The sequence below is a fragment of the Pseudomonas sp. MYb327 genome, assembly GCF_040438925.1.
Lineage (GTDB): Bacteria > Pseudomonadota > Gammaproteobacteria > Pseudomonadales > Pseudomonadaceae > Aquipseudomonas.
In genome coordinates this window covers 4,158,336-4,175,398 of record NZ_CP159258.1, presented here as the reverse complement: position 1 = coordinate 4,175,398, position 17,063 = coordinate 4,158,336, and the positions used below count along the sequence as shown (strand labels likewise).

Annotated in this window: 18 protein-coding genes; 2 read left to right on the top strand and 16 right to left on the bottom strand. The window is 52.9% G+C overall.

Going from position 1 to position 17,063, the window contains the following annotated elements:
- Positions 1-43: 43 nt before the first annotated feature.
- Both ABVN21_RS18855 and ABVN21_RS18850 read right to left on the bottom strand, forming a co-directional pair.
- Complete coding sequence (locus tag ABVN21_RS18855; protein ID WP_339553434.1) at positions 44-1,069, bottom strand: aromatic ring-hydroxylating dioxygenase subunit alpha; 1,026 nt, start codon at positions 1,067-1,069, stop codon at positions 44-46.
- Between the two features lie 72 nt (positions 1,070-1,141).
- Positions 1,142-2,164 (bottom strand): ABC transporter substrate-binding protein, encoded by a 1,023-nt coding sequence (locus tag ABVN21_RS18850; RefSeq protein ID WP_339553435.1) that lies wholly within the window; start codon positions 2,162-2,164, stop codon positions 1,142-1,144.
- A 669-nt stretch (positions 2,165-2,833) separates the two neighbouring features.
- On the opposite strand from ABVN21_RS18850, the gene ABVN21_RS18845 reads away from it, so the two are divergent.
- A complete protein-coding gene (locus ABVN21_RS18845) occupies positions 2,834-3,655 on the top strand; it encodes an outer membrane protein OmpK (protein ID WP_339553436.1) in 822 nt (273 codons plus the stop codon).
- Between the two features lie 176 nt (positions 3,656-3,831).
- Positions 3,832-4,200, top strand: coding sequence for a PH domain-containing protein (locus tag ABVN21_RS18840; protein ID WP_339553438.1), 369 nt, complete (start codon positions 3,832-3,834; stop codon positions 4,198-4,200).
- A gap of 230 nt (positions 4,201-4,430) precedes the next feature.
- Here the strand turns inward: ABVN21_RS18840 and ABVN21_RS18835 are convergent, their stop codons facing one another.
- The 14 genes from ABVN21_RS18835 to ABVN21_RS18770 form a co-directional block, all read right to left on the bottom strand.
- Positions 4,431-4,817 carry a DUF3916 domain-containing protein gene (locus ABVN21_RS18835; RefSeq protein WP_339553439.1) on the bottom strand — a complete coding sequence of 129 codons (387 nt, stop codon included), beginning with the start codon at positions 4,815-4,817 and terminating at the stop codon, positions 4,431-4,433.
- A gap of 472 nt (positions 4,818-5,289) precedes the next feature.
- Entirely contained in the window at positions 5,290-5,601 is a 312-nt protein-coding gene (locus ABVN21_RS18830; protein WP_339553440.1) for a DUF3077 domain-containing protein, read from the bottom strand.
- 536 nt (positions 5,602-6,137) lie between these two features.
- Positions 6,138-8,192 carry an antiviral reverse transcriptase Drt3b gene (gene drt3b, locus ABVN21_RS18825; RefSeq protein ID WP_339553441.1) on the bottom strand — a complete coding sequence of 685 codons (2,055 nt, stop codon included), beginning with the start codon at positions 8,190-8,192 and terminating at the stop codon, positions 6,138-6,140.
- The gene (gene drt3a, locus ABVN21_RS18820) at positions 8,137-9,369 is read right to left on the bottom strand and encodes an antiviral reverse transcriptase Drt3a (RefSeq protein WP_353637210.1); all 1,233 of its coding nucleotides are present in this window, start codon (positions 9,367-9,369) and stop codon (positions 8,137-8,139) included. The genes drt3b and drt3a overlap by 56 nt, the downstream gene beginning before the upstream one ends.
- Complete coding sequence (locus tag ABVN21_RS18815; RefSeq protein WP_353637209.1) at positions 9,363-9,950, bottom strand: SLATT domain-containing protein; 588 nt, start codon at positions 9,948-9,950, stop codon at positions 9,363-9,365. The genes drt3a and ABVN21_RS18815 overlap by 7 nt, the downstream gene beginning before the upstream one ends.
- Positions 9,951-10,457: 507 nt before the next feature.
- Positions 10,458-10,787, bottom strand: coding sequence for a hypothetical protein (locus tag ABVN21_RS18810; RefSeq protein WP_339553444.1), 330 nt, complete (start codon positions 10,785-10,787; stop codon positions 10,458-10,460).
- A 379-nt stretch (positions 10,788-11,166) separates the two neighbouring features.
- Positions 11,167-11,358: an excisionase gene (locus ABVN21_RS18805; protein ID WP_353637253.1), complete on the bottom strand. Its 192-nt coding sequence runs from the start codon at positions 11,356-11,358 to the stop codon at positions 11,167-11,169.
- 72 nt (positions 11,359-11,430) lie between these two features.
- A complete protein-coding gene (locus ABVN21_RS18800; protein WP_339553446.1) occupies positions 11,431-12,015 on the bottom strand; it encodes a tail assembly protein in 585 nt (194 codons plus the stop codon).
- Positions 12,016-12,018: 3 nt separating this feature from the next.
- Entirely contained in the window at positions 12,019-12,372 is a 354-nt protein-coding gene (locus ABVN21_RS18795) for a hypothetical protein (RefSeq protein WP_339553447.1), read from the bottom strand.
- 141 nt (positions 12,373-12,513) lie between these two features.
- A complete protein-coding gene (locus ABVN21_RS18790; RefSeq protein WP_339553448.1) occupies positions 12,514-12,738 on the bottom strand; it encodes a hypothetical protein in 225 nt (74 codons plus the stop codon).
- 102 nt (positions 12,739-12,840) lie between these two features.
- Positions 12,841-14,031 carry a phage major capsid protein gene (locus ABVN21_RS18785; RefSeq protein ID WP_339553449.1) on the bottom strand — a complete coding sequence of 397 codons (1,191 nt, stop codon included), beginning with the start codon at positions 14,029-14,031 and terminating at the stop codon, positions 12,841-12,843.
- A gap of 1,081 nt (positions 14,032-15,112) precedes the next feature.
- Complete coding sequence (locus ABVN21_RS18780) at positions 15,113-15,403, bottom strand: hypothetical protein (protein ID WP_339553450.1); 291 nt, start codon at positions 15,401-15,403, stop codon at positions 15,113-15,115.
- Positions 15,403-16,659, bottom strand: coding sequence for an AAA family ATPase (locus tag ABVN21_RS18775; RefSeq protein WP_339553451.1), 1,257 nt, complete (start codon positions 16,657-16,659; stop codon positions 15,403-15,405). Before ABVN21_RS18775 ends, ABVN21_RS18780 begins: the two co-directional genes overlap by 1 nt.
- Positions 16,656-17,063 carry a virulence-associated protein E gene (locus ABVN21_RS18770; RefSeq protein WP_339553452.1) on the bottom strand — a complete coding sequence of 136 codons (408 nt, stop codon included), beginning with the start codon at positions 17,061-17,063 and terminating at the stop codon, positions 16,656-16,658. Before ABVN21_RS18770 ends, ABVN21_RS18775 begins: the two co-directional genes overlap by 4 nt.

Here is a 17,063-nt window from a genome sequence, read left to right as displayed (position 1 = left end):
TCATGAGCGACCGGATAAGCCCCGGCGCACCGGGGCGCTGAACTCAGTGGCTGAGGAACACTTCGCTTTCGCCATGGGCTTCGAGCAGGCTCAGCAGTTGCCGGCGAATCACCAGGCCGGGCTTGTCAGACGGCATGTGCAGCTCCACCCTGCGCCGGGTGTCGACACAGGCGTCGTAGTCGGTGGCTTCCAGAATGTCGCGGTCTTCGGCGGTGATCGCCGCGTCCCAATCGATCAGTTCCTGGGTCGAGCATTGCTCCTCGCTGTCGTTGCGGTACAGCCACTGGACCAGCATCAGGCGCCCGTCTTCCATGGGTGTCGCGCAGTTGTAGATGATGTGGTGGATGCCGCTGTCCGGGTACATGCAGCCAAAGCGCCGGGAGAAGGGCAGGTAATAACGGTTGATCAGGTGGCGCTGGGTGATCGGTTCGCGGGTGCCGGTGATGCGATAGCTTTCTTCGGGGTTGCGGATCGGCACTCGGGTTTCGGCCTCGAAGCCGTAATCGGTTTCGCGGAACTCGTAGCCGGCCGGCGCCGGCTGGTCGAACAGGCCGAAGTTGGCCTTGTGGACGAAGGAAAAGTGCGAGTTGTCGAAGGAGTTTTCCATGACCCGCAGTGGGCTGGTTTTCCACTCTTCATAAAACTGAAAGATGCGCCGGTAGCCCGGGGCGCCGTCTTCGGGAAACTCGGGGATGGGTTGCAGCGGATCGTCGAGGGCGACCCAGGCGTAGCCGTATTTTTCCTGGCAGTGAAAGGCCTGGACCGAGGCGCCCGGCGGGATCATGCCCGCGGGGTTCTGCGGGATCTTCACGCAGGTGCCGGTGCAGTCGTATTCCCAGCCGTGATAGCCGCAGGCAATGTTGCCGTCCTCGCTGACAAAGCCCTTGGACAGCTTGGCGGTGCGGTGGCAGCAGCGGTCGCGCATGGCCACCGGGGTGCCGTCGGGGCGCTTCCACAGCACCAGGGCTTCACCCAGCAGCGTGAAGGGTTGAGGGCCGGCATCCAGCGCGGTCATGGGCAGCAGGGCGTACCAGAAACGGCGCAAGACGGGTTGTTTGGTGACCAACATAAAAAGTGTCCTCACGGTATTCATTCAGCCGGCTCTTGGGCCCGGGCTTTGGGTTCAGCGTTGCAATTTGGCTTAGCGGCTGGCGGCCTGTTCGGCGGTCGGCAGCACTTTCAAGTCCTGGACGAAGCGCGTGGTATAGGCCTTCTGCCAAGGCGCATCGGCACCGAGCAGGCCGGCTTCGACCATGAAATTGCGGGTGGCCTGCCAGCGCGCATCGCTCATCACACCGATGCCCTGGGTGGCGGCATCACCGCCGGTGACCAGGCGATATTGCTTGAGAGTCGACAAGCCCCAGGCGAGCAGCTCATCGCTCATGTTCGGGTTGTCGGCCTTGATCAAATGGTTGGCGCTCGGGTTGTCCAGGTAGCGCTTCCAGCCCTCCATCGAGGCGCGAACAAAACGCTGGACCCGGTCGGGGTGCTGATCGATCACGTCCTGGCGGGTGGCCAGGGTCGAGCCGTAAGGCGGGTAGCCGGCGTCGGCAAACAGGAAAAAGTTGGCTTTCTCCCCGGTCTTCAGCGCCTGGAACAATTCGGAACTGGCATAGGCCTGCTGCGTGGTGTTGGCGTCCGCGAGGAAAGGTTGCAGGTTGAAGGTGTAGGGCCGGGCCTGGCTGTCCTTGAGTTGGTACTTGGCCTTGAGCCACGGCCACCAGGTTTGCTGGCCCGAGGTGGACACCAGCACCTGCTTGTTCTGCAAGGCGTCCAGGCCGCTGACGTCCGCATGAGTCAGCAATCCTTGTGGGTCGCCCTGAAACGGCGCGGCCACGGCCACCACCGGCAGGCCTTGCTCCACGCTCTTGAGGATCTGCAAGTCGTAGTTGACGATGAAGTCGGCCTGTTTGTTGACCAGCAACTGCATGCCATTGACCTGCGGCCCACCCATGCGAATGGTCACGTCCAGGCCTTCTTTCTCGTACAAGCCATCGGCCAGGGCCTGGTAAAAACCACCCTGTTCGGCCTGGGCATACCAGGAAGTGAGCAGCACCACCTTGTCATTAGCCAAGGCCAGCGGAGACGCTATCAGGGCAGCGGGCACGAGGGCCATGGCCAGCAACGAGCGAAGCGGTTGACCCAAGGCAAAGCGAATTTTCATGATGTGTTCTCCACAACGATTCGAAAACCGCCGCGCGCCAATCGGCACGCCAGCGAGGGACCGATTGGAGAGAGAACGTGGGAAGAGAGAGGGCGCCAAGACGTAGTCACGCGGCTAACACTTCTCTCTTGCCCGGGGCGTTGGCGCCGCGTTCAAGCATCCAATCGGACGTACGCCCATAGGGAAGGGCGCAAGAGCAATGCCCGGTGCCATGGCTGGCACTGACCGCTTCTACTCGAGGGGAGCTAAAGCCAGAAGTGTGCCAAGTTGTTGCTACCGCGCTGTGAGGGGATTCGGCGTTTCAGGCGCTCGGGGAGCAGTGGGGGGATGAATCGCGATGGTGCGAATTTTTTGGACGAGCCTCAAGTTGGTGCGCAGCGTATTCGCGGATGGAGTGTGCAGTTTCAATCGTGGATTGTGCTGAATAAGGCTTGCTGATTGTATTCGATCAGTTGGCACAACCCGTGCTAAGTCCCGTATCGAGTAGAAGCGGTCAGCACTGAGTGGCTCCATATAGGACCCAAGGTGCAGGGCATTGCTCTGGCGGCATTACGCCGCGTACCCGGCAAGGGGCGCCCCTCAGTAAATTGAGGGCCAGAACAGTGGCTAACCCGCAGCTCGGGCACGCCTTGCCGGTGATATCCGCCAATCACCTGACAAGGGCAGCCCATGAAAGCATCGCGTATTCCATTACTTGCACCTTCACTGCTGCGTCGCAGCCTGCTGCCGCTGTTCGCCCTGGCCAGCGCCGGCGTCGAAGCCGGCCCGATGTTGTGGAACGACAACAGCCTGAGCTACCTCTACGGCCAGCACTTCAAAGTCGACGGCACCGGCGACGACACCCAGCAAACGGTGAGCTTCGAACACGCCAGCGGCTGGACCTGGGGCGACGTCTTCATGTTCGTCGACAACAAATGGTCCAACGGCCTCTCGGGTGACGACGGCTATTCCTACTACGGTGAATTCTCCCCGCGCCTGTCCCTGGGCAAAATCAGCGACCGGTCCCTGAGCTACGGCATCGTCAAGGACGTGCTCATCGCCGCCACCTACGAACGCGGCAAAGACCGCAACCGCAAATATCTGCTCGGCCCCGCCGTCGACCTCGCCTTGCCAGGGTTCGATCGCTTCTCCCTGAACACCTACTACCGCAAACCCGACGGCATCACCGGCAAAGCCTCCGGCCAATGGCAGATCAACCCCACCTGGTCCATGACCCTCCCGGTGGGCCGCTCGGACATCCTCTTCGACGGCTACCTGGAGTGGTACGTCAACGACGTCGGCAACAAAGGCACCTCCAACTACGTGGCCAAGAGCTTTCACTTTAATCCACAGATCAAATACGACGTGGGCAAGGCGCTGGGGCAACGGCAGAAGCAGTTTTATGCGGGGATCGAGTGGGATTACTGGTCGAATAAATACGGGATTGAAGACACTTCAGGATTTGAAACAGACCAGAATGCGTTGAGTCTGTTGCTGAAGGTGCATTTCTGACGCGTGACCTGTAGAGCGTCAGACCGGGGCGCGTAATGCCCCGGTTTCACCCTGTCACAATTTGCGTCGCCGTTTTCTGTGCAGCTTGTGGGAAATTCCCCTGTCTTGATTTACCCCGATGCTCAGGTACGTCACGATCAGCCCGGAACTCTCCGCCAGTAAACAGGGAAAAGCACATGATTGATTTCAACAACAAAGGCTTCTTCAAACTCAAGCAAAACGAAGAATACGCAGAACGCGTCAGTGCCCTGCTGTTGGAAGGCGAGCAGGTAATCGACGCTTACAAATCCATGCGCGACGGCGTCGTATTCACCAACAAACGCATCATCGCCGTCAACGTTCAGGGCCTCACCGGCAGCAAAAAAGACTTCACCTCACTGCCCTACAAAAACATCGTCGCCTACTCCGTAGAAACCTCCGGCACCTTCGACCTGGATTCGGAACTGGAGATCTACTTCTCGTCCCTGGGCAAAGTTCAATTCGAATTCACCGGCAGGACGTCCATGGTAGAAATCTCAAAACTGATCTCCCAACACCTGCTCTGACCCGCTCTAATCGAAACCCCGAAACCCAGGGCTGACGCGCACTCCCTGCTGATGCGCATCCCCCTGTGGGACTAGCCCTGCTGGCGATAGCGCCAGCCCAACCGCCCTCAATGCTGAGATGCACCGCAAACCCGCTCACATACCAGGGCCAACCGATGCCTGCCACTCACCACAACCCCTGTGGGAGCTCGCGATAGCGCTTCCTTTAGCGAGCCTGCTCGCCAAAGCCGTCAGGCCGGTTCCCCAATGCACCACCACTGCACTGCGACCTCATCGTCAGGTTGAGTGACGTCATGCCCGTGCTCGATGAACTGCGCTGGTGTGCGCAACGCCAAGGCATGACTGATCCGCTCTGGCTTGAGCGAGTTGGTGTCACCGAGAAAACCCAGATAGTAGTCCCGGTCATAGAAGAGGGTGATCTCGCTCTGATGAACCCATGGCCACACCAGCAGGCAAGCGACCCGGTAATAACCCTGTGAGTGGTCAGCGGCGCTGGAGAGATGGCTAGCCGCTTCGAGGAGTTGCTGAATGCAGAAGGCTTTAACTTCGATCCTGGCCTGAGGGCCTTGGACGAGGGCCTCGTGCACCGGAATCTTCCAATGTGTGTAGCGCTCCATGTGCACAGATCGCGGGTAAAATTGGTCGCGAAAACCGGAGGCCCAGTATTCCAGAGCGCGAAGGCGACGATGAATGCCTCTGAGTGGCTTGTTGCTGAGGGCGATTTGCCGCATTGATACGTCCTTGTGATGCCGAAAAAGACTTTCGTTGTTGGCTGCTGGGGGAGATTGTCGGGCCGCTCGCTTTCCGGTCAATTTGACTCAGTTACATGAAGTTTCAGGCTCTCTGAAGTACACAGAGCCGCAGGCATTGAACCTTGCGTGCTGATGCGTTGATCTATTGCGCTTTAAGCGCAAAGCCATACCCAGAGTCGAATACTAAATAGCCCCGAAACCTCGGGGCTAATCCTGTATGCCAGTCATCACGCGCAACCCCTGTGGGAGCTGGCTTGCCAGCGATAGCGCCCACTCAGCCAACACAAATGCCGAATCAGCCACCACCCTCACAAACCACCCCCACAGGCCTCAACCACTAACCCTCAGCCTTAGCCCCCGCCCGCTTGGACACCGGCACATAAACCCGATCCCGAGTCAGCACCTTCACCGCATCATCCACCAACGCCTTACTCATCGAAGTCAAATAATGCGCAGCCCAAGCACGACGATCAGTGTCTCTGGCATAAGCAGCATCTTCAGTGAGCGCCTTGGCCAGGAACAGAAAATCGGAAGCCATGGACAACGCATCACCAAGAGGAACCCCGCGAGTGACATGAAACAGCGGTTGATCCGCGCAGTAGATGGCCGGTGTCAGGCCGATGGTTTTGAGTTCAGATTGTTCAGTCATTGGCCACCACCGAGGATGGAGAGGCCATGGCGGAGGGCGTTACGCGATTGGGAATTGCGTAGAGGGGAAAGCCAAATTTCAAACGGATTGATACTGCGCATTATCCAACTCCTTGATATGAGGAGCTGCCACTTTCGTTACCACACGAATGGGTGACAGCTGTGCGCAGGGTGGTAAACCGGGAATCAAGGAAACCGGCACGCCCGAGGGCGTCCCACGCACAGCCGCCATAACTCACGCCGCAGGCATAAAAAAAACGCCTGATGACGTGATTGGGGCGCTGTTGCGCCTTGAATAACTCGGGTTACCACACCCGGTCGCTGAATTGGCAGCGACGGCGGGGAGGGTATCGTGTGGACTTCTTTACTGCAACCTCGAAAATCTGCGTAGCTATCGAGGTAAGTGGGGGAGGCAGGCGCTGAGGTAAAGTCATTGGTGTGTGTCCGACATAGATGTCGGAATCATCATGGGAGAAACGTCCTCGCATGGGTATTTTGCACTTAACCTGTAAGCACGCCTGCAATGTCATTGTGCTGCTACTCGTATGCAGTTTTCAACTCTTTTTTCTGTAGCAGTCTTTCAATCTTAATTCCTGCTTCACTCCAGTCTACGAACCAGTCATGCAGCGCCATATATTTTTTCTGCTTCTTGAGTTCTGATGAAGTTGGATTTCTGCCAAATTCGGTTCTAAAAGAGCTGATAATCATTTTTGCTTTAAATGCTCTATCTAGGTAAGGGCAGCGCACAAGGTCAAGTAAAAGGTGAGACGCCTCAGAATAAACCGATGCTCTCTGAGTGGATAATATAGAAAGAACTAGGGTCTTCATTTTTTGCTTTAGGTTTTCATAAATCGGATTGTTTTTTATGTAAAATAAAACGGAAATTACCTGGAAGTAGTTGATGCTGCCGATGTTTTCTGTTGGTTCATTGAATATAAATTTTGATACGTCATCTTCTGAAACTAGATCGGCCTCTCCAGATATTTCTCTAAGCGCGATTAAAAGATTGATAACCTCTACTCCCGAGGACACCTTGTCTGCTCGTTTGTTTTTCATTGTAAAGGTAATTTCGTCTTGTATTTTTTTTACAATTTCATCTCCGTACACTGGCTTCATCAGTTTGGCGATTCTGCAGCAGAGTATTGAGATTTGACTGACCAAGAATGTGCTTCTAACCCTAACATCCATGGAGTAAACAAAGAAAGTTACGTCAATAATTACTAGCAAGAATTTTAGTACGTTTTCTTGTTGCGCATCATCCAAAGTTGCACTGTATCCATAAACTTCGTGAATTTTGTTTTTGATTACAGTGAAAAAGTAACCTGTAATGGTTTCAAATTCTATATCATTGCTTCTGACTATCGCTTTGATATCTCTTATTAATCTGTTTGCGACTACACCTGGGCCCTTGAAGTATTTTATAAAGGTTATTTTTTCCTCAGGCTGGTCAGAGTGACTATCTGCGTTCTCAGGTACATCGATGTCAGGGGTTACACCTTTTTTTGACTCGTCAAATGTATCAAACAGCGCAGAGAATATATCCTGAATATCTTTCTTTGCCATTGTGATGCCGGTCAAAAATGGTGCTTTATGGCGCGAAATTTTTGATTCATTTAGATAAAGTTTTACATTTTCCAACGAGTTTTGGAATTCGCTAAGTATATGTTCTCCAACTTTATCATCGTTATAAAATAGAAAATAATCATCGACATAGCGTCTGACGTCATAAGAGCCTTGGTGTTGGATGGCTTTCTGAAGAACCCGATTGTCTATGTTTTGAAGTATTATTTCGGCAAAAATTCTGCTGAATTCTGGGCCTATGACTAGACCATCGTTACGGCCAAAATTGGCCGACTCCATTAGTTTGGAAAATTTGTTCTCAAAGTTTATTTTTCCTAAATGTTCCTTGTGATAGATCTCGTTCTTTACTGCTTCGCCGAGTCTCTTTGTAGAGATGTTGTCAAAACATTTTGAAATGTCAAATTTGAGAAGTTTTTTAAATTTTTTCTCTAGTCGGTGGAACTCGTACGAATCATAAAATTTATACAAAAAAGCATATTTTTTGTATAGAAAGAAAGAGCTTGCGTATTTAAATTGCACGGCCATGGCATCATCTATATTAGCCTCAGCTCCTTCGTCTTTCACTGAGTTGTCCCGCAGGGAGTTGTCTGGCTCATAATACCAGGCGGCTACTTCCGCAGGTGCGCGAAGGCTGAATTCACTGCGAGAGGTTAGCCCGCACAGCAGACTGCTATAAGTTTTATAAAAACTAATAAAGTCTTGTTGGCTGGAAGGGTGAATAAGGTGAAGCGTTCTATAGCTCGAGGCGGTTTTAACGATTTTATATGTAAACGGATGGGTTTCCTTACCTGGTCGCAATATAGTGCTCAAAAATCCTTCGTCTTGAAGTTCTACAGGTCTTGAATAGAATCCTTCGTTAGTTAAGAGTATAGGGACTTCATAAGGGAGGACTTCGGTAAGTAAGACTCGGCGATAATTTGACTTGTATACCCGTTTTAGTCGGCCTTCCTTACTGCTATTTTTCATAGTTGCTTTCTCTTTTCCAGCAATCTTTGATTTGTGAGAATTCATTTTTTGCTATTTCGTAAACTTTTCTTTGGTTGAATCCCTTGTCAAAACTAATGCCTTGAGTTGCTATGCAGATAGAGCGCATGTCAGTAGCACCAATTGTTCTATATATACTTCCCTGTTTTGAACGGCAAAGTTTCATCAGGAATTTATCAAGTTCTTTAATTTGCTGGAGGTCTGATAATGTTTTATTGTTGTAGTAAAATCCCGCCATCAGGCCCTGTGAACTCTCATTGGGATGTGAGGGTTCACGAATTAGATAATTTCCTGTAATGAATTTTAGTCGAAGGCAAAGTAAGGATATGTCCTTGTTTCTCACATAATCCAAAAATGACAGAACAATACGTGTCTTTATTTTTCTGACTCTGTTGCGTGAGATGCGGATTTTTACCGACGAATCGCTATCAAAAAAGTGTTCATACCCGAGAAAGCTAAGATGTCCATTATTCTCAGGGTGCTTATTTGATAGCGTTTCTGAATGTATTGTTTTTATTTTTTTATAGTTTAAAGTCAGATCTAGCTGTTTGAGTTTTTCAATGCTTTCGAGTAGTTTGTCGGTTTTTGTGTGGCAAAAAATAATAAAATCGTCAACGTATCGGGCGTAGTAATAAACACCGTCTAGCGCTCTGACATATCTGTCGAACTCCCTTATGTATAATTCTGAGAGGGAAGAGCTAATGCTGATTCCCCTTGGTAGTCCAGATGCAGTAGATACGCTCGGGCAAGAAAAAACTTGTTTTACAATTCGTCTGTTTTGATATGAAAGGATTCGGTTTGACTCTACCTTGGCTATGACTGACTCTCTTGGAATGGACTCATAAAAGCCTTTGATATCACCTTTTACAATGCTGTAGCGACTAGTATCTGAAACTAACGAGCTTATTTGTTTGGTGATGGTGTCGCGATCCGCCTGTTTAACTTTATATATTCTGCTTAGGATTTTATTAACACGTCGCAGACTGTAAACGCTTTCTAATGAGGAAGGTTTAAAAATCTTTTTTCCTCTCTTCTCATAAAAGGTAAGTCCTGAGAAGTCGCAGCCGTCATCTACAATTTTTTTTGCAACTAATTCTAGTTTTTCGAGGTATTCGCTTCGCTTTCTACCAAGTTTAAATCTGATTATATCGTTAATTGATGTTAGTCGTAGTAGGCTTTTCCCCGTAAAGTTCTGATCTAGCAAGGTGTTACTCCTCTTATTGCTAGATAGATTCCCAAGAGCATCCAGAACACAGACATTACAGAGATTGATATGTAAAGATAGTACAGTAGTCCGCGGCCTATCAGTCCGGCGGCAAGTTCCAGCAGTAATTTCAAAAATCCAGTGCTTTTTGTTGTTCTTAGACTTTCGATGCTCAAGTCTACTTTGCTGTGGTTTTCATGTTTTGCAATGATTTCGGCGTATTGTTTTGCGTATTCTTTAAAGTTATCAGAGGAAGGTGAGAAGTTGTGATCTTCAATGTCAAACTTTAAAAGCTTCTTAAAGTGATTAAGAGATTGAGCGCAGTCGTGGATTTTTTCTGATCGGGCACCATATTTTGCTCCGGAAACCAAGATAGATAGGGCTAACATGATAATCGGTAAGCAGTTTTGGCCGATGGTTATATATATTTCTTCTCTTCCAAGTTTTCCAGTGTATAGGGCTACGATAAATGATACGACGATTAGTGCGGTAGAGGCTAATATCAAGGCGACATTGGAGGCTCCCTCTAAGCTATTTAATCTTCTATAAGTATTAAATCGATAGTCAGAGGTGAGGCTCACCGAATTATACAATTTTTCGTATGGTATTAAATTTTTGCTAGAAATACGCCACCCCCAGTTTGTTTTTTTGTATGTGAAATTGATAAGGCAAGTAAGGTTTATGCCTTGGTGGGTTAGTTGATTGGTTTAATTGCCGTCGAGATCTATCCATGATTAACTGTATTTGTCCGAAAATTCAAATGTAGATTGTGAGCGTTTTGATTTGTTTGAGTTTAATCTGGTAGTTAGTTTTCTAAATGCTATTAAGCTAAAGCTTCGCCTTTTGGGTTGCCCGTATGACTAGAGTAAACTCAAGTCGTGGCGAAGCGCCATATCGGGTTGAGCAAATTTCTTAGATTTTGGTTCAATGTAGCCACTGGTGCGATCTGCGTCTTGCCGATCTTTAGATTGGCGCAGCGCTTCGTAACGAGGGCTGAAATCGAGGCGGGTTTTTTATGAGCAAAGACGTGGCGACCAACATCCGTCTGGCTTTCGTACGTTCCCAATTTTCATCTCGGCCACCTTCGTTCACTGAATCTCTTTCAGATAAACCTTGAGCGCAGCGAGCGGGGCATCAAGCTGCTCCATCGTCTGAATGCTGCCAAATTCACCTGCCAACCTCCCCAGCTCCCGCCCCAACGGCTTATCCACACCCCCAATCGCCTCCAGCGCTAACCCGACACACTCATCCACCTTAGCCTGGATCGCCTCGACATCCCCCCGCCGCACCAACAACTCAAACACATCCCGCTGGTAATCACCCATGACCAGATCGTCACGCAAGATCGGGCTTGAATCTTCCGATTCATAAGCCAGTTTGAGGGAGAAGAGGGCGACGGTTTCCAGGTGCAATTCCATGGGGGGGGGAATCCTTGTGAAATGTTCCGGCGGTGCGGGTGGCGTTGTAGGGCAGGATTAAAAGCATCGCAGTTCAAGCCAGCTCCTACACAGGGCGGTGGGGTGTCAGGCGCTTTATCGCAGGCGAAAAAAAGGCCTTGCTAAGCAAGACCTTTCTTAATTTTGGTGCCCGAGGGAGACTCGAACTTTGCCTTGCAGGGCTTGTGGATAAAGGCTATCAAGTTTTTGTTGTGGCTGGCTACTCACAATCCTACTCACATTTGAATCTGTGGCCTTTTCCGGTATCTCTCCAGGCTGGTACGGCCGCCGAATTATTACGCAAGCAAATGGGTATTACAGTGCGCAACCTGTTATGAGCTGTCAGAGACAGATACGCAAACTACGTTTTTTTCGTAGTATTCCGGCAGCCTTGCCTTGCGATCCGTATTCTTTCAACAAGATTCCCGTTCGGCACTCGGCATCGCTTATGTGGGACATAGAGTGCATCAGGGTCAATGTAATAGCTGCGCCCATGCTTAGTGGGAGGCGGGGTGAGCAGCCCGTCTCTGGCCCATCTCCTGACCGTGTTCATGCTGGGGGCAGTTTCGAATTTTCGGGATGCCCACGCTTCGAGAGTTATCAATTTCATGGCTGTTCTGCATCTCTATACCTTGTCCTCAGCATAGATCGAAGCGGAAATGATGATGCCGCCCCATCGACGCTCGCCAATGCAGATTGGTATGGGGTTACCGCTGGCCGTGGTGTTCTTGGCACTACCGAAGGCGTAGGACGGTGCGTTTTCGGGGGATGAGCTTTGCTTAAGGCCTGATGCCTGCGGGCTGAGCATCTGGATCACGCCACCGGCCACCATTGCGATACCAGGTGCGAGGGTCGCGCCGTTCGTGATTGAGCTCGCGGCAATCAGAACCACCCCGAGAACGGTTTGAAGTATGCTGGCGCGCTTGCTGCCGTGTATCACGGGGACGATACGAATCTCGTTCGCTCTGCCCAGGCCCAGTTCTTTCTCGCTGATGTTTCGACGATTCCGGAAGACGGCGAATTCCAGTCCGCGGGCCTTGGCATTGGCAAGATACTTCGCGAAACCGGGATGGTTTACATCGATAGCCTTCACAGCTTCACGGGTACTGCCGCTAGACAATTCGTAAATATGCTCTCTGCCGAAGAGCTTTGCGGCCGATCCGCTGAGCAGGATTCTTGTTTTGCTGCCGTAACTGATGGCCATGGCCATGATCTACTCCTGGGCGCCTGGGGCGCTTACCGTGGGAATTTCCATGCCGAGTTGCCCCGCAAGAATCATGCGCGCGGCCACGGCCTCGTTTCGGATTGCTATTTCGCGATTCACATCTGGGTTCCAGGATGCGCAATATCCGGACTGGTAGGCGCGGGCGCCCGGATATTCGATGCGCATCAGGTCAGCGGAGATTCTGGCTTCGGCCTCGGTGAAAAACGGGCCTTCGATGTCTACCTTTTCGCCGTCTCGAAGGTGCTGAACGTGCCAGGCGATGTAGCCGCCAATGGTGATTGGGTCAGCGTCAAAGTCCGTGGTTTTACAAGCCTGGGTGAACTGGATTTGATGGGGTGACATCGCCACTCCTGAGTTTTTAATTTCGCGGGTGTGAAAGAAAGGCTGAGGGCGCGGTCTAGAAGCGAAAGGCTCTAGACTTTGGACCCGCCCCCTGTCCTGGAGGCTGATTCACATCGTTTCGCCTGATTTGTTCTGTTTTTTTCAAAAGTTTTTGCTTTTTTGCCCGGTCAACTCCATCTCTCGGGCTATTTCCTCTGCCTTAACGCCTCGATCCAGTGCGCGCTGTGCATCGCGCACCATCGATCGTATGGCTTGATCTTCCAGTCGACTCGCCATGATCGAAGCCTTTCGGGCAATCATGGATGCCAGCTCAGTAGGGAAGGGAGCACGCTGAGGACGCGTGTAGTCGTAGGCAGGGTTATTCATTAATGTCTCCACCGGTGGTGTGAAGCTCAGGCAACGGGGTGTGGTAAGTGCCCCGATCCGAATGCAGTTGCTGCATAAGGATCGAGGCTTCACCAGGTGCTATCAGCCGCCAGCGGCAGGAGTGATATCGACCGAGCGTACGGCGCCGGTGGAGAACACAGCCAGACCAGCGCGAAGCTCTGCCAGCAAGGTGACCATGTTGCTGGTGAAGTTGTTGCCGTCTTCGCGGCTCAGCATCAGGGTTGGTTGCTCGCGGTCGAGCATCGCGACCTGGCTGGTATCCAGCAGCAGTACGGTACCGGCTGGCATCGAGCCCGAAGTGATCAGCGGCACACCCCACAGAACCGCTGGCGCTGGATCACGAGGGGAGCCCAGCACATATTGGCCGTCCGCATCGCGCTCGCTGGAAATGTTGAACCAATCGTTTGGGTTCATGATGATCAGTCGGGCTTGCCAACCGCTGGTCTTCATTGCGGTCACTGCCTGGCCAATCGCATCAACCGGTAACAGAGTGCCGACGACAACGTGTGGTACCGCGTAACCGATCAAGCCTTTGATTTTGCCTTTGCCGCCTGGGCCGGCAATCAAACGAGCTTCCAGTTTTTCCAGCAGGCCATAGTCCAGCAGGTTGCCGATCTGCTGGCCCAGAGCTGGCGTATCGTCCAGCACCTGTTTGGACGCCCGGGTGAAGTGGGCAATCGTTGCAATGTTCGCTGTTTCCAGCTCGGCATCGATGTTGCTTTCTGCCTTTTGCTGGCCTTCCTCCTCCTGCTCCGTGGCGTTGTTCACGTAGTCCTTGAGCTGCATATACTCGAAAGTGCTGGTGGTAGCGGGCAGGGAGGGCAGGTAGTCCAGCAGGGAGAGGTCCCGGCGAGGATCGTTGTGCAGGCCTGGCTGACGCTGGGCGGTGGCGGAGTAGCTGGTGGATCCGGTGATGCCCTGGCCGGCGTTGGTCAACGCTTTGATGCTGACACTATCAACGGTGACGCGGCCAGTGGTCGGGCCACCAGACTTCATTGCGGCGAACTGGCCGGACTTCGTGAACTCATCGGCCATCTTGCCGACCGCGTCAACGCCACCGGCTGGCGCGTTGCCGCCACGGCGCTGGCCTTTCTGCTCCAGGTCAATCAGGCGGTCTTTGAGGGCTGTGATTTCTTTTACTGCGTTCTCGCTGAAATTCTTGATTTCAACGTCGCGGGTCTGGAGCTCTTTGAGGATCAGGTCCTCGATTTGATCGCCGCCGCTCTTGGTTTTCAGTTCACGGCGGGCGTTGTTGCTCATAGCGTTAAGCATGATGATGACCTTTATTCCGAAATGGGGGACGCGCCTTGTCCACGCTGGGTGCGTGTCTCTCGCGCTGTTGTTTGCTTTCGCGTCCCGCCGGATTCACTCCGGAACTGGCCTCTTTCACCGTAGGGCAGCCTCGCGCCGACCTAGGTTTTGGAGTTGTCGCATCGGTGACCACTGGCCGTTCCGATGACCTTATTCTAGCGGTCCAGTCCCGCAAAGCAATCATGAAACGTAGGTGCCAAGGCAACAGCCGGCGCGCGACGTGATCCGGCACCAAGCCTGTAAATTGAACGGCGAGTGAACGCGGAACGCCGGCCGATCGCAGATACCGCTCGAATGAGCGGATTAGTTTTATGTCGCGTTTCATTTTTGAAACCTCGCGTATGGTTGTTTTTGGAATAGCACTCAAAGCCACGTATTCCGTGGGCTGTAGCTGATTACCAGAATCTCCCGATCTAAAGCCGGTCAAGGTGTGAAGTAGCAATTACCCAGTTCGATCTAGCTAAACTCACCTCCGCTATGGTTGTTTCGCTATCGGCCTGCAACCCTTGTAGGTCGTGGCCTACAGCGGATATGCAGCGTTCTTGTTTCAACCTCCCTCCAGCCTGTGAGATGCGCCGAAAACTCGGCTTATCTAATTCCTCAATTTGATGTGAGCAGATAGGCAGAAAATTCTGCCGATCTAATGGGCTTCCCGATTTCCTCAAATTGAGGGAATTGATGCGCTCAAATCAGAGCCATCAAGATGTGAGCAGATGTCCTCACATCTCAGGGCATCTCCTGAAACTCATGGGTTCGGTCATCGGCTAACGCATTGGTAACGGTGCGAGCGTTACTGAGCTGGTGTTTCAGCCCAGCGCCAGCAAGCGATAGAGATGTCACCAGTTTTGGATGCATCTCCAACGATGGATAACGCTGCTCTAACGGGTCGTTAACGTTAAAACGGCGTCTTTCACCGGTGGTGGGAGACCTCAAAACTGAGGACACCCCTGATGGAGGTTTCCTCCAATGGAGGGTGTCGTTCCTCGCAACGACACCCGGGCGGTGATAGGGATGGCGCAGATCCGCTCCATCCCCCTGGGGGCTATGCAAGGTCAGCGTCCGGCCAGCGCCAGCGGATCACATCGAGGGCTTCCGCTCGTGTCATTGGCTCGCCGATCATCGTGCACAGCGGCTTGCCATAGCGCATGACCTGCCAGTGGCAACGGCGCTCAATGCCATCATTCGACGCCAGCTCAGCCAGCAGCTCGAGGCGGTGATTCTTGATGTAGGCCCGCACCTGGTCGTTGAGCCTGCTTGCGGGCGAAACCCGAACACGCTTTCCGCTCAATTTCGCCGAAAATCCAAGATTGAGCAGGTAGGCGAGGGCGGCCATCAGACTTCCTCCGCGTCGTCTTCTGCGAAGCTTGGCATTGGTGCCCCATCGCCAGATTTCTCCCATTCGTGCCCTTTTTCTCCATTCGTGCCCATGTCTAAGGCTGGGCACGAGTCAGGGCACAAGGGCACGAATGGAGGAAATGCCGAGTAAGGACCGGTGGCCTGTGGGAGCGACCAAAGGGTTTTAATCTCCTTTCCGAAACCCTCTCTGGCTGTCACTACTGACAATTTTTCGCGAGCGGTTCGAGTCTGCTTCGCGCTGTATCCGTTTTCCGCCATCAAGCCTTTCACTTGCTTGCCGGTCATCGGCCCATCTTTGAGGATTCGTTTCAGTGCCTCTGATGGATCATCGTCATCCATCCGTGTGTCATCGTCTGATCCCTCAACGTCCCCCAGAATCTCCCTGGCTGAGCCCTCGATCAGATCTCCCCACGCAACGTGCGTCGTTTCAATGTCGCCGTCGATGGTGCAGGGCTCAATCGTGTAAGAGACGCCGCCCTCGTCCGTGCCGATATTGGACTTGGCCCGCGCCAGCACCCGGGCATCGGAGTCTTGTTGCTTGGCGGCCACCAGCACCGTCCGCGCCAGCGCCGAGAATGCTTGGGAGCCGATTACCCGATCCGCCGGCGAGGAACCGGCGCCACCTTTAGCGAAGTGGGAAATTCCCACTACGGCACAGAGATTGGCCTCGGCGAAATCCACCACACCTTGCAGCCCGCGCCGAACATCATTGGCCTTGTGCATATCCCCTTTGACGGCGCTGACCACCGGATCGAGCATCAGCAATGACACACCGCCCAGTTCGAGCACGGTGTCACGCAGCAAACCGATATCGTTCGATGGGTCGAATGGGTCAGCTTCACCCTTGGCGTTGAGGCGGCCTTGGATAATGTGCACCCGGCTTACGTCAGCACCAGCAGCGATCAAACGCGGCACCAGCGTGTCTGCCGGGTCGTCTTCGCTCGACCAAATCAGGACGTTGCCGCGCTCCTGGCAAATTTCACCGTCTGGCCACCGCCCGCCCGTGGTGATGGTTGCGATTAAGCTAATCAGCAGCGTGGTTTTCCCGGTACCGCCAGCGCCAGCCAGGATGTGCAACTTCCCCTTCGCCAACCAGCCAGGCCATAGCCAGCGAATCGCCACCGGCTTGATGTTTGCTGCGCTGACAGCGTTGACCTTCCAAACAGAGGGAACCACTTGAAGCGGGGTAACTGGGTTTGTCCACTGATCCGCAAATCTGTCCTTGTTGCTCATATGACCCCCAGACGCTGCTTAGCGAGGTTGAAGCGCTGCAGATCGTCGCCGGACAACTTGCCGTCATCGAGCAGTGACTTTCCGATTAGGTAAACGGCCCGCTCATGTTTTATGGCTGCCGCACTGGGCCCGCGGCGTTCGCGTTTCTCGCCAGGGAACAGATCTCGAAACTCCAGTCCCATCGCCGACACGATGCTTTGAGCGGTACAACCGACCCAGCACTTGAGCAGAATTGTTCCCTTCGAAGTCTCGGTAATTGCCAAGCTCGGGTTCTTGTCGTTATGCGCAGGGCAACACGCTTTCCACTTATTGGCGCCAGCCGGTTTAACTTTGTCGAGGCAGCTAAGTACTTTATCCAGGCAAGCCGAACCCGCCAGCGCAGGTGCGCCGTTTTGAGTATTCAT

What these genes read in the sequence shown, in the direction of transcription:
- ABVN21_RS18855 (WP_339553434.1), bottom strand. Translation starts at nt 1,069, where the DNA reads ATGTTGGTCACCAAACAACCCGTCTTGCGCCGTTTCTGGTACGCCCTG.
- ABVN21_RS18850 (WP_339553435.1), bottom strand. Translation starts at nt 2,164, where the DNA reads ATGAAAATTCGCTTTGCCTTGGGTCAACCGCTTCGCTCGTTGCTGGCC.
- ABVN21_RS18845 (WP_339553436.1), top strand. Translation starts at nt 2,834, where the DNA reads ATGAAAGCATCGCGTATTCCATTACTTGCACCTTCACTGCTGCGTCGC.
- ABVN21_RS18840 (WP_339553438.1), top strand. Translation starts at nt 3,832, where the DNA reads ATGATTGATTTCAACAACAAAGGCTTCTTCAAACTCAAGCAAAACGAA.
- ABVN21_RS18835 (WP_339553439.1), bottom strand. Translation starts at nt 4,817, where the DNA reads ATGGAGCGCTACACACATTGGAAGATTCCGGTGCACGAGGCCCTCGTC.
- ABVN21_RS18830 (WP_339553440.1), bottom strand. Translation starts at nt 5,601, where the DNA reads ATGACTGAACAATCTGAACTCAAAACCATCGGCCTGACACCGGCCATC.
- drt3b (WP_339553441.1), bottom strand. Translation starts at nt 8,192, where the DNA reads ATGAATTCTCACAAATCAAAGATTGCTGGAAAAGAGAAAGCAACTATG.
- ABVN21_RS18810 (WP_339553444.1), bottom strand. Translation starts at nt 10,787, where the DNA reads ATGGAATTGCACCTGGAAACCGTCGCCCTCTTCTCCCTCAAACTGGCT.
- ABVN21_RS18805 (WP_353637253.1), bottom strand. Translation starts at nt 11,358, where the DNA reads ATGAACACGGTCAGGAGATGGGCCAGAGACGGGCTGCTCACCCCGCCT.
- ABVN21_RS18800 (WP_339553446.1), bottom strand. Translation starts at nt 12,015, where the DNA reads ATGGCCATGGCCATCAGTTACGGCAGCAAAACAAGAATCCTGCTCAGC.
- ABVN21_RS18795 (WP_339553447.1), bottom strand. Translation starts at nt 12,372, where the DNA reads ATGTCACCCCATCAAATCCAGTTCACCCAGGCTTGTAAAACCACGGAC.
- ABVN21_RS18790 (WP_339553448.1), bottom strand. Translation starts at nt 12,738, where the DNA reads ATGAATAACCCTGCCTACGACTACACGCGTCCTCAGCGTGCTCCCTTC.
- ABVN21_RS18785 (WP_339553449.1), bottom strand. Translation starts at nt 14,031, where the DNA reads ATGCTTAACGCTATGAGCAACAACGCCCGCCGTGAACTGAAAACCAAG.
- ABVN21_RS18780 (WP_339553450.1), bottom strand. Translation starts at nt 15,403, where the DNA reads ATGGCCGCCCTCGCCTACCTGCTCAATCTTGGATTTTCGGCGAAATTG.
- ABVN21_RS18775 (WP_339553451.1), bottom strand. Translation starts at nt 16,659, where the DNA reads ATGAGCAACAAGGACAGATTTGCGGATCAGTGGACAAACCCAGTTACC.
- ABVN21_RS18770 (WP_339553452.1), bottom strand. Translation starts at nt 17,063, where the DNA reads ATGAATACTCAAAACGGCGCACCTGCGCTGGCGGGTTCGGCTTGCCTG.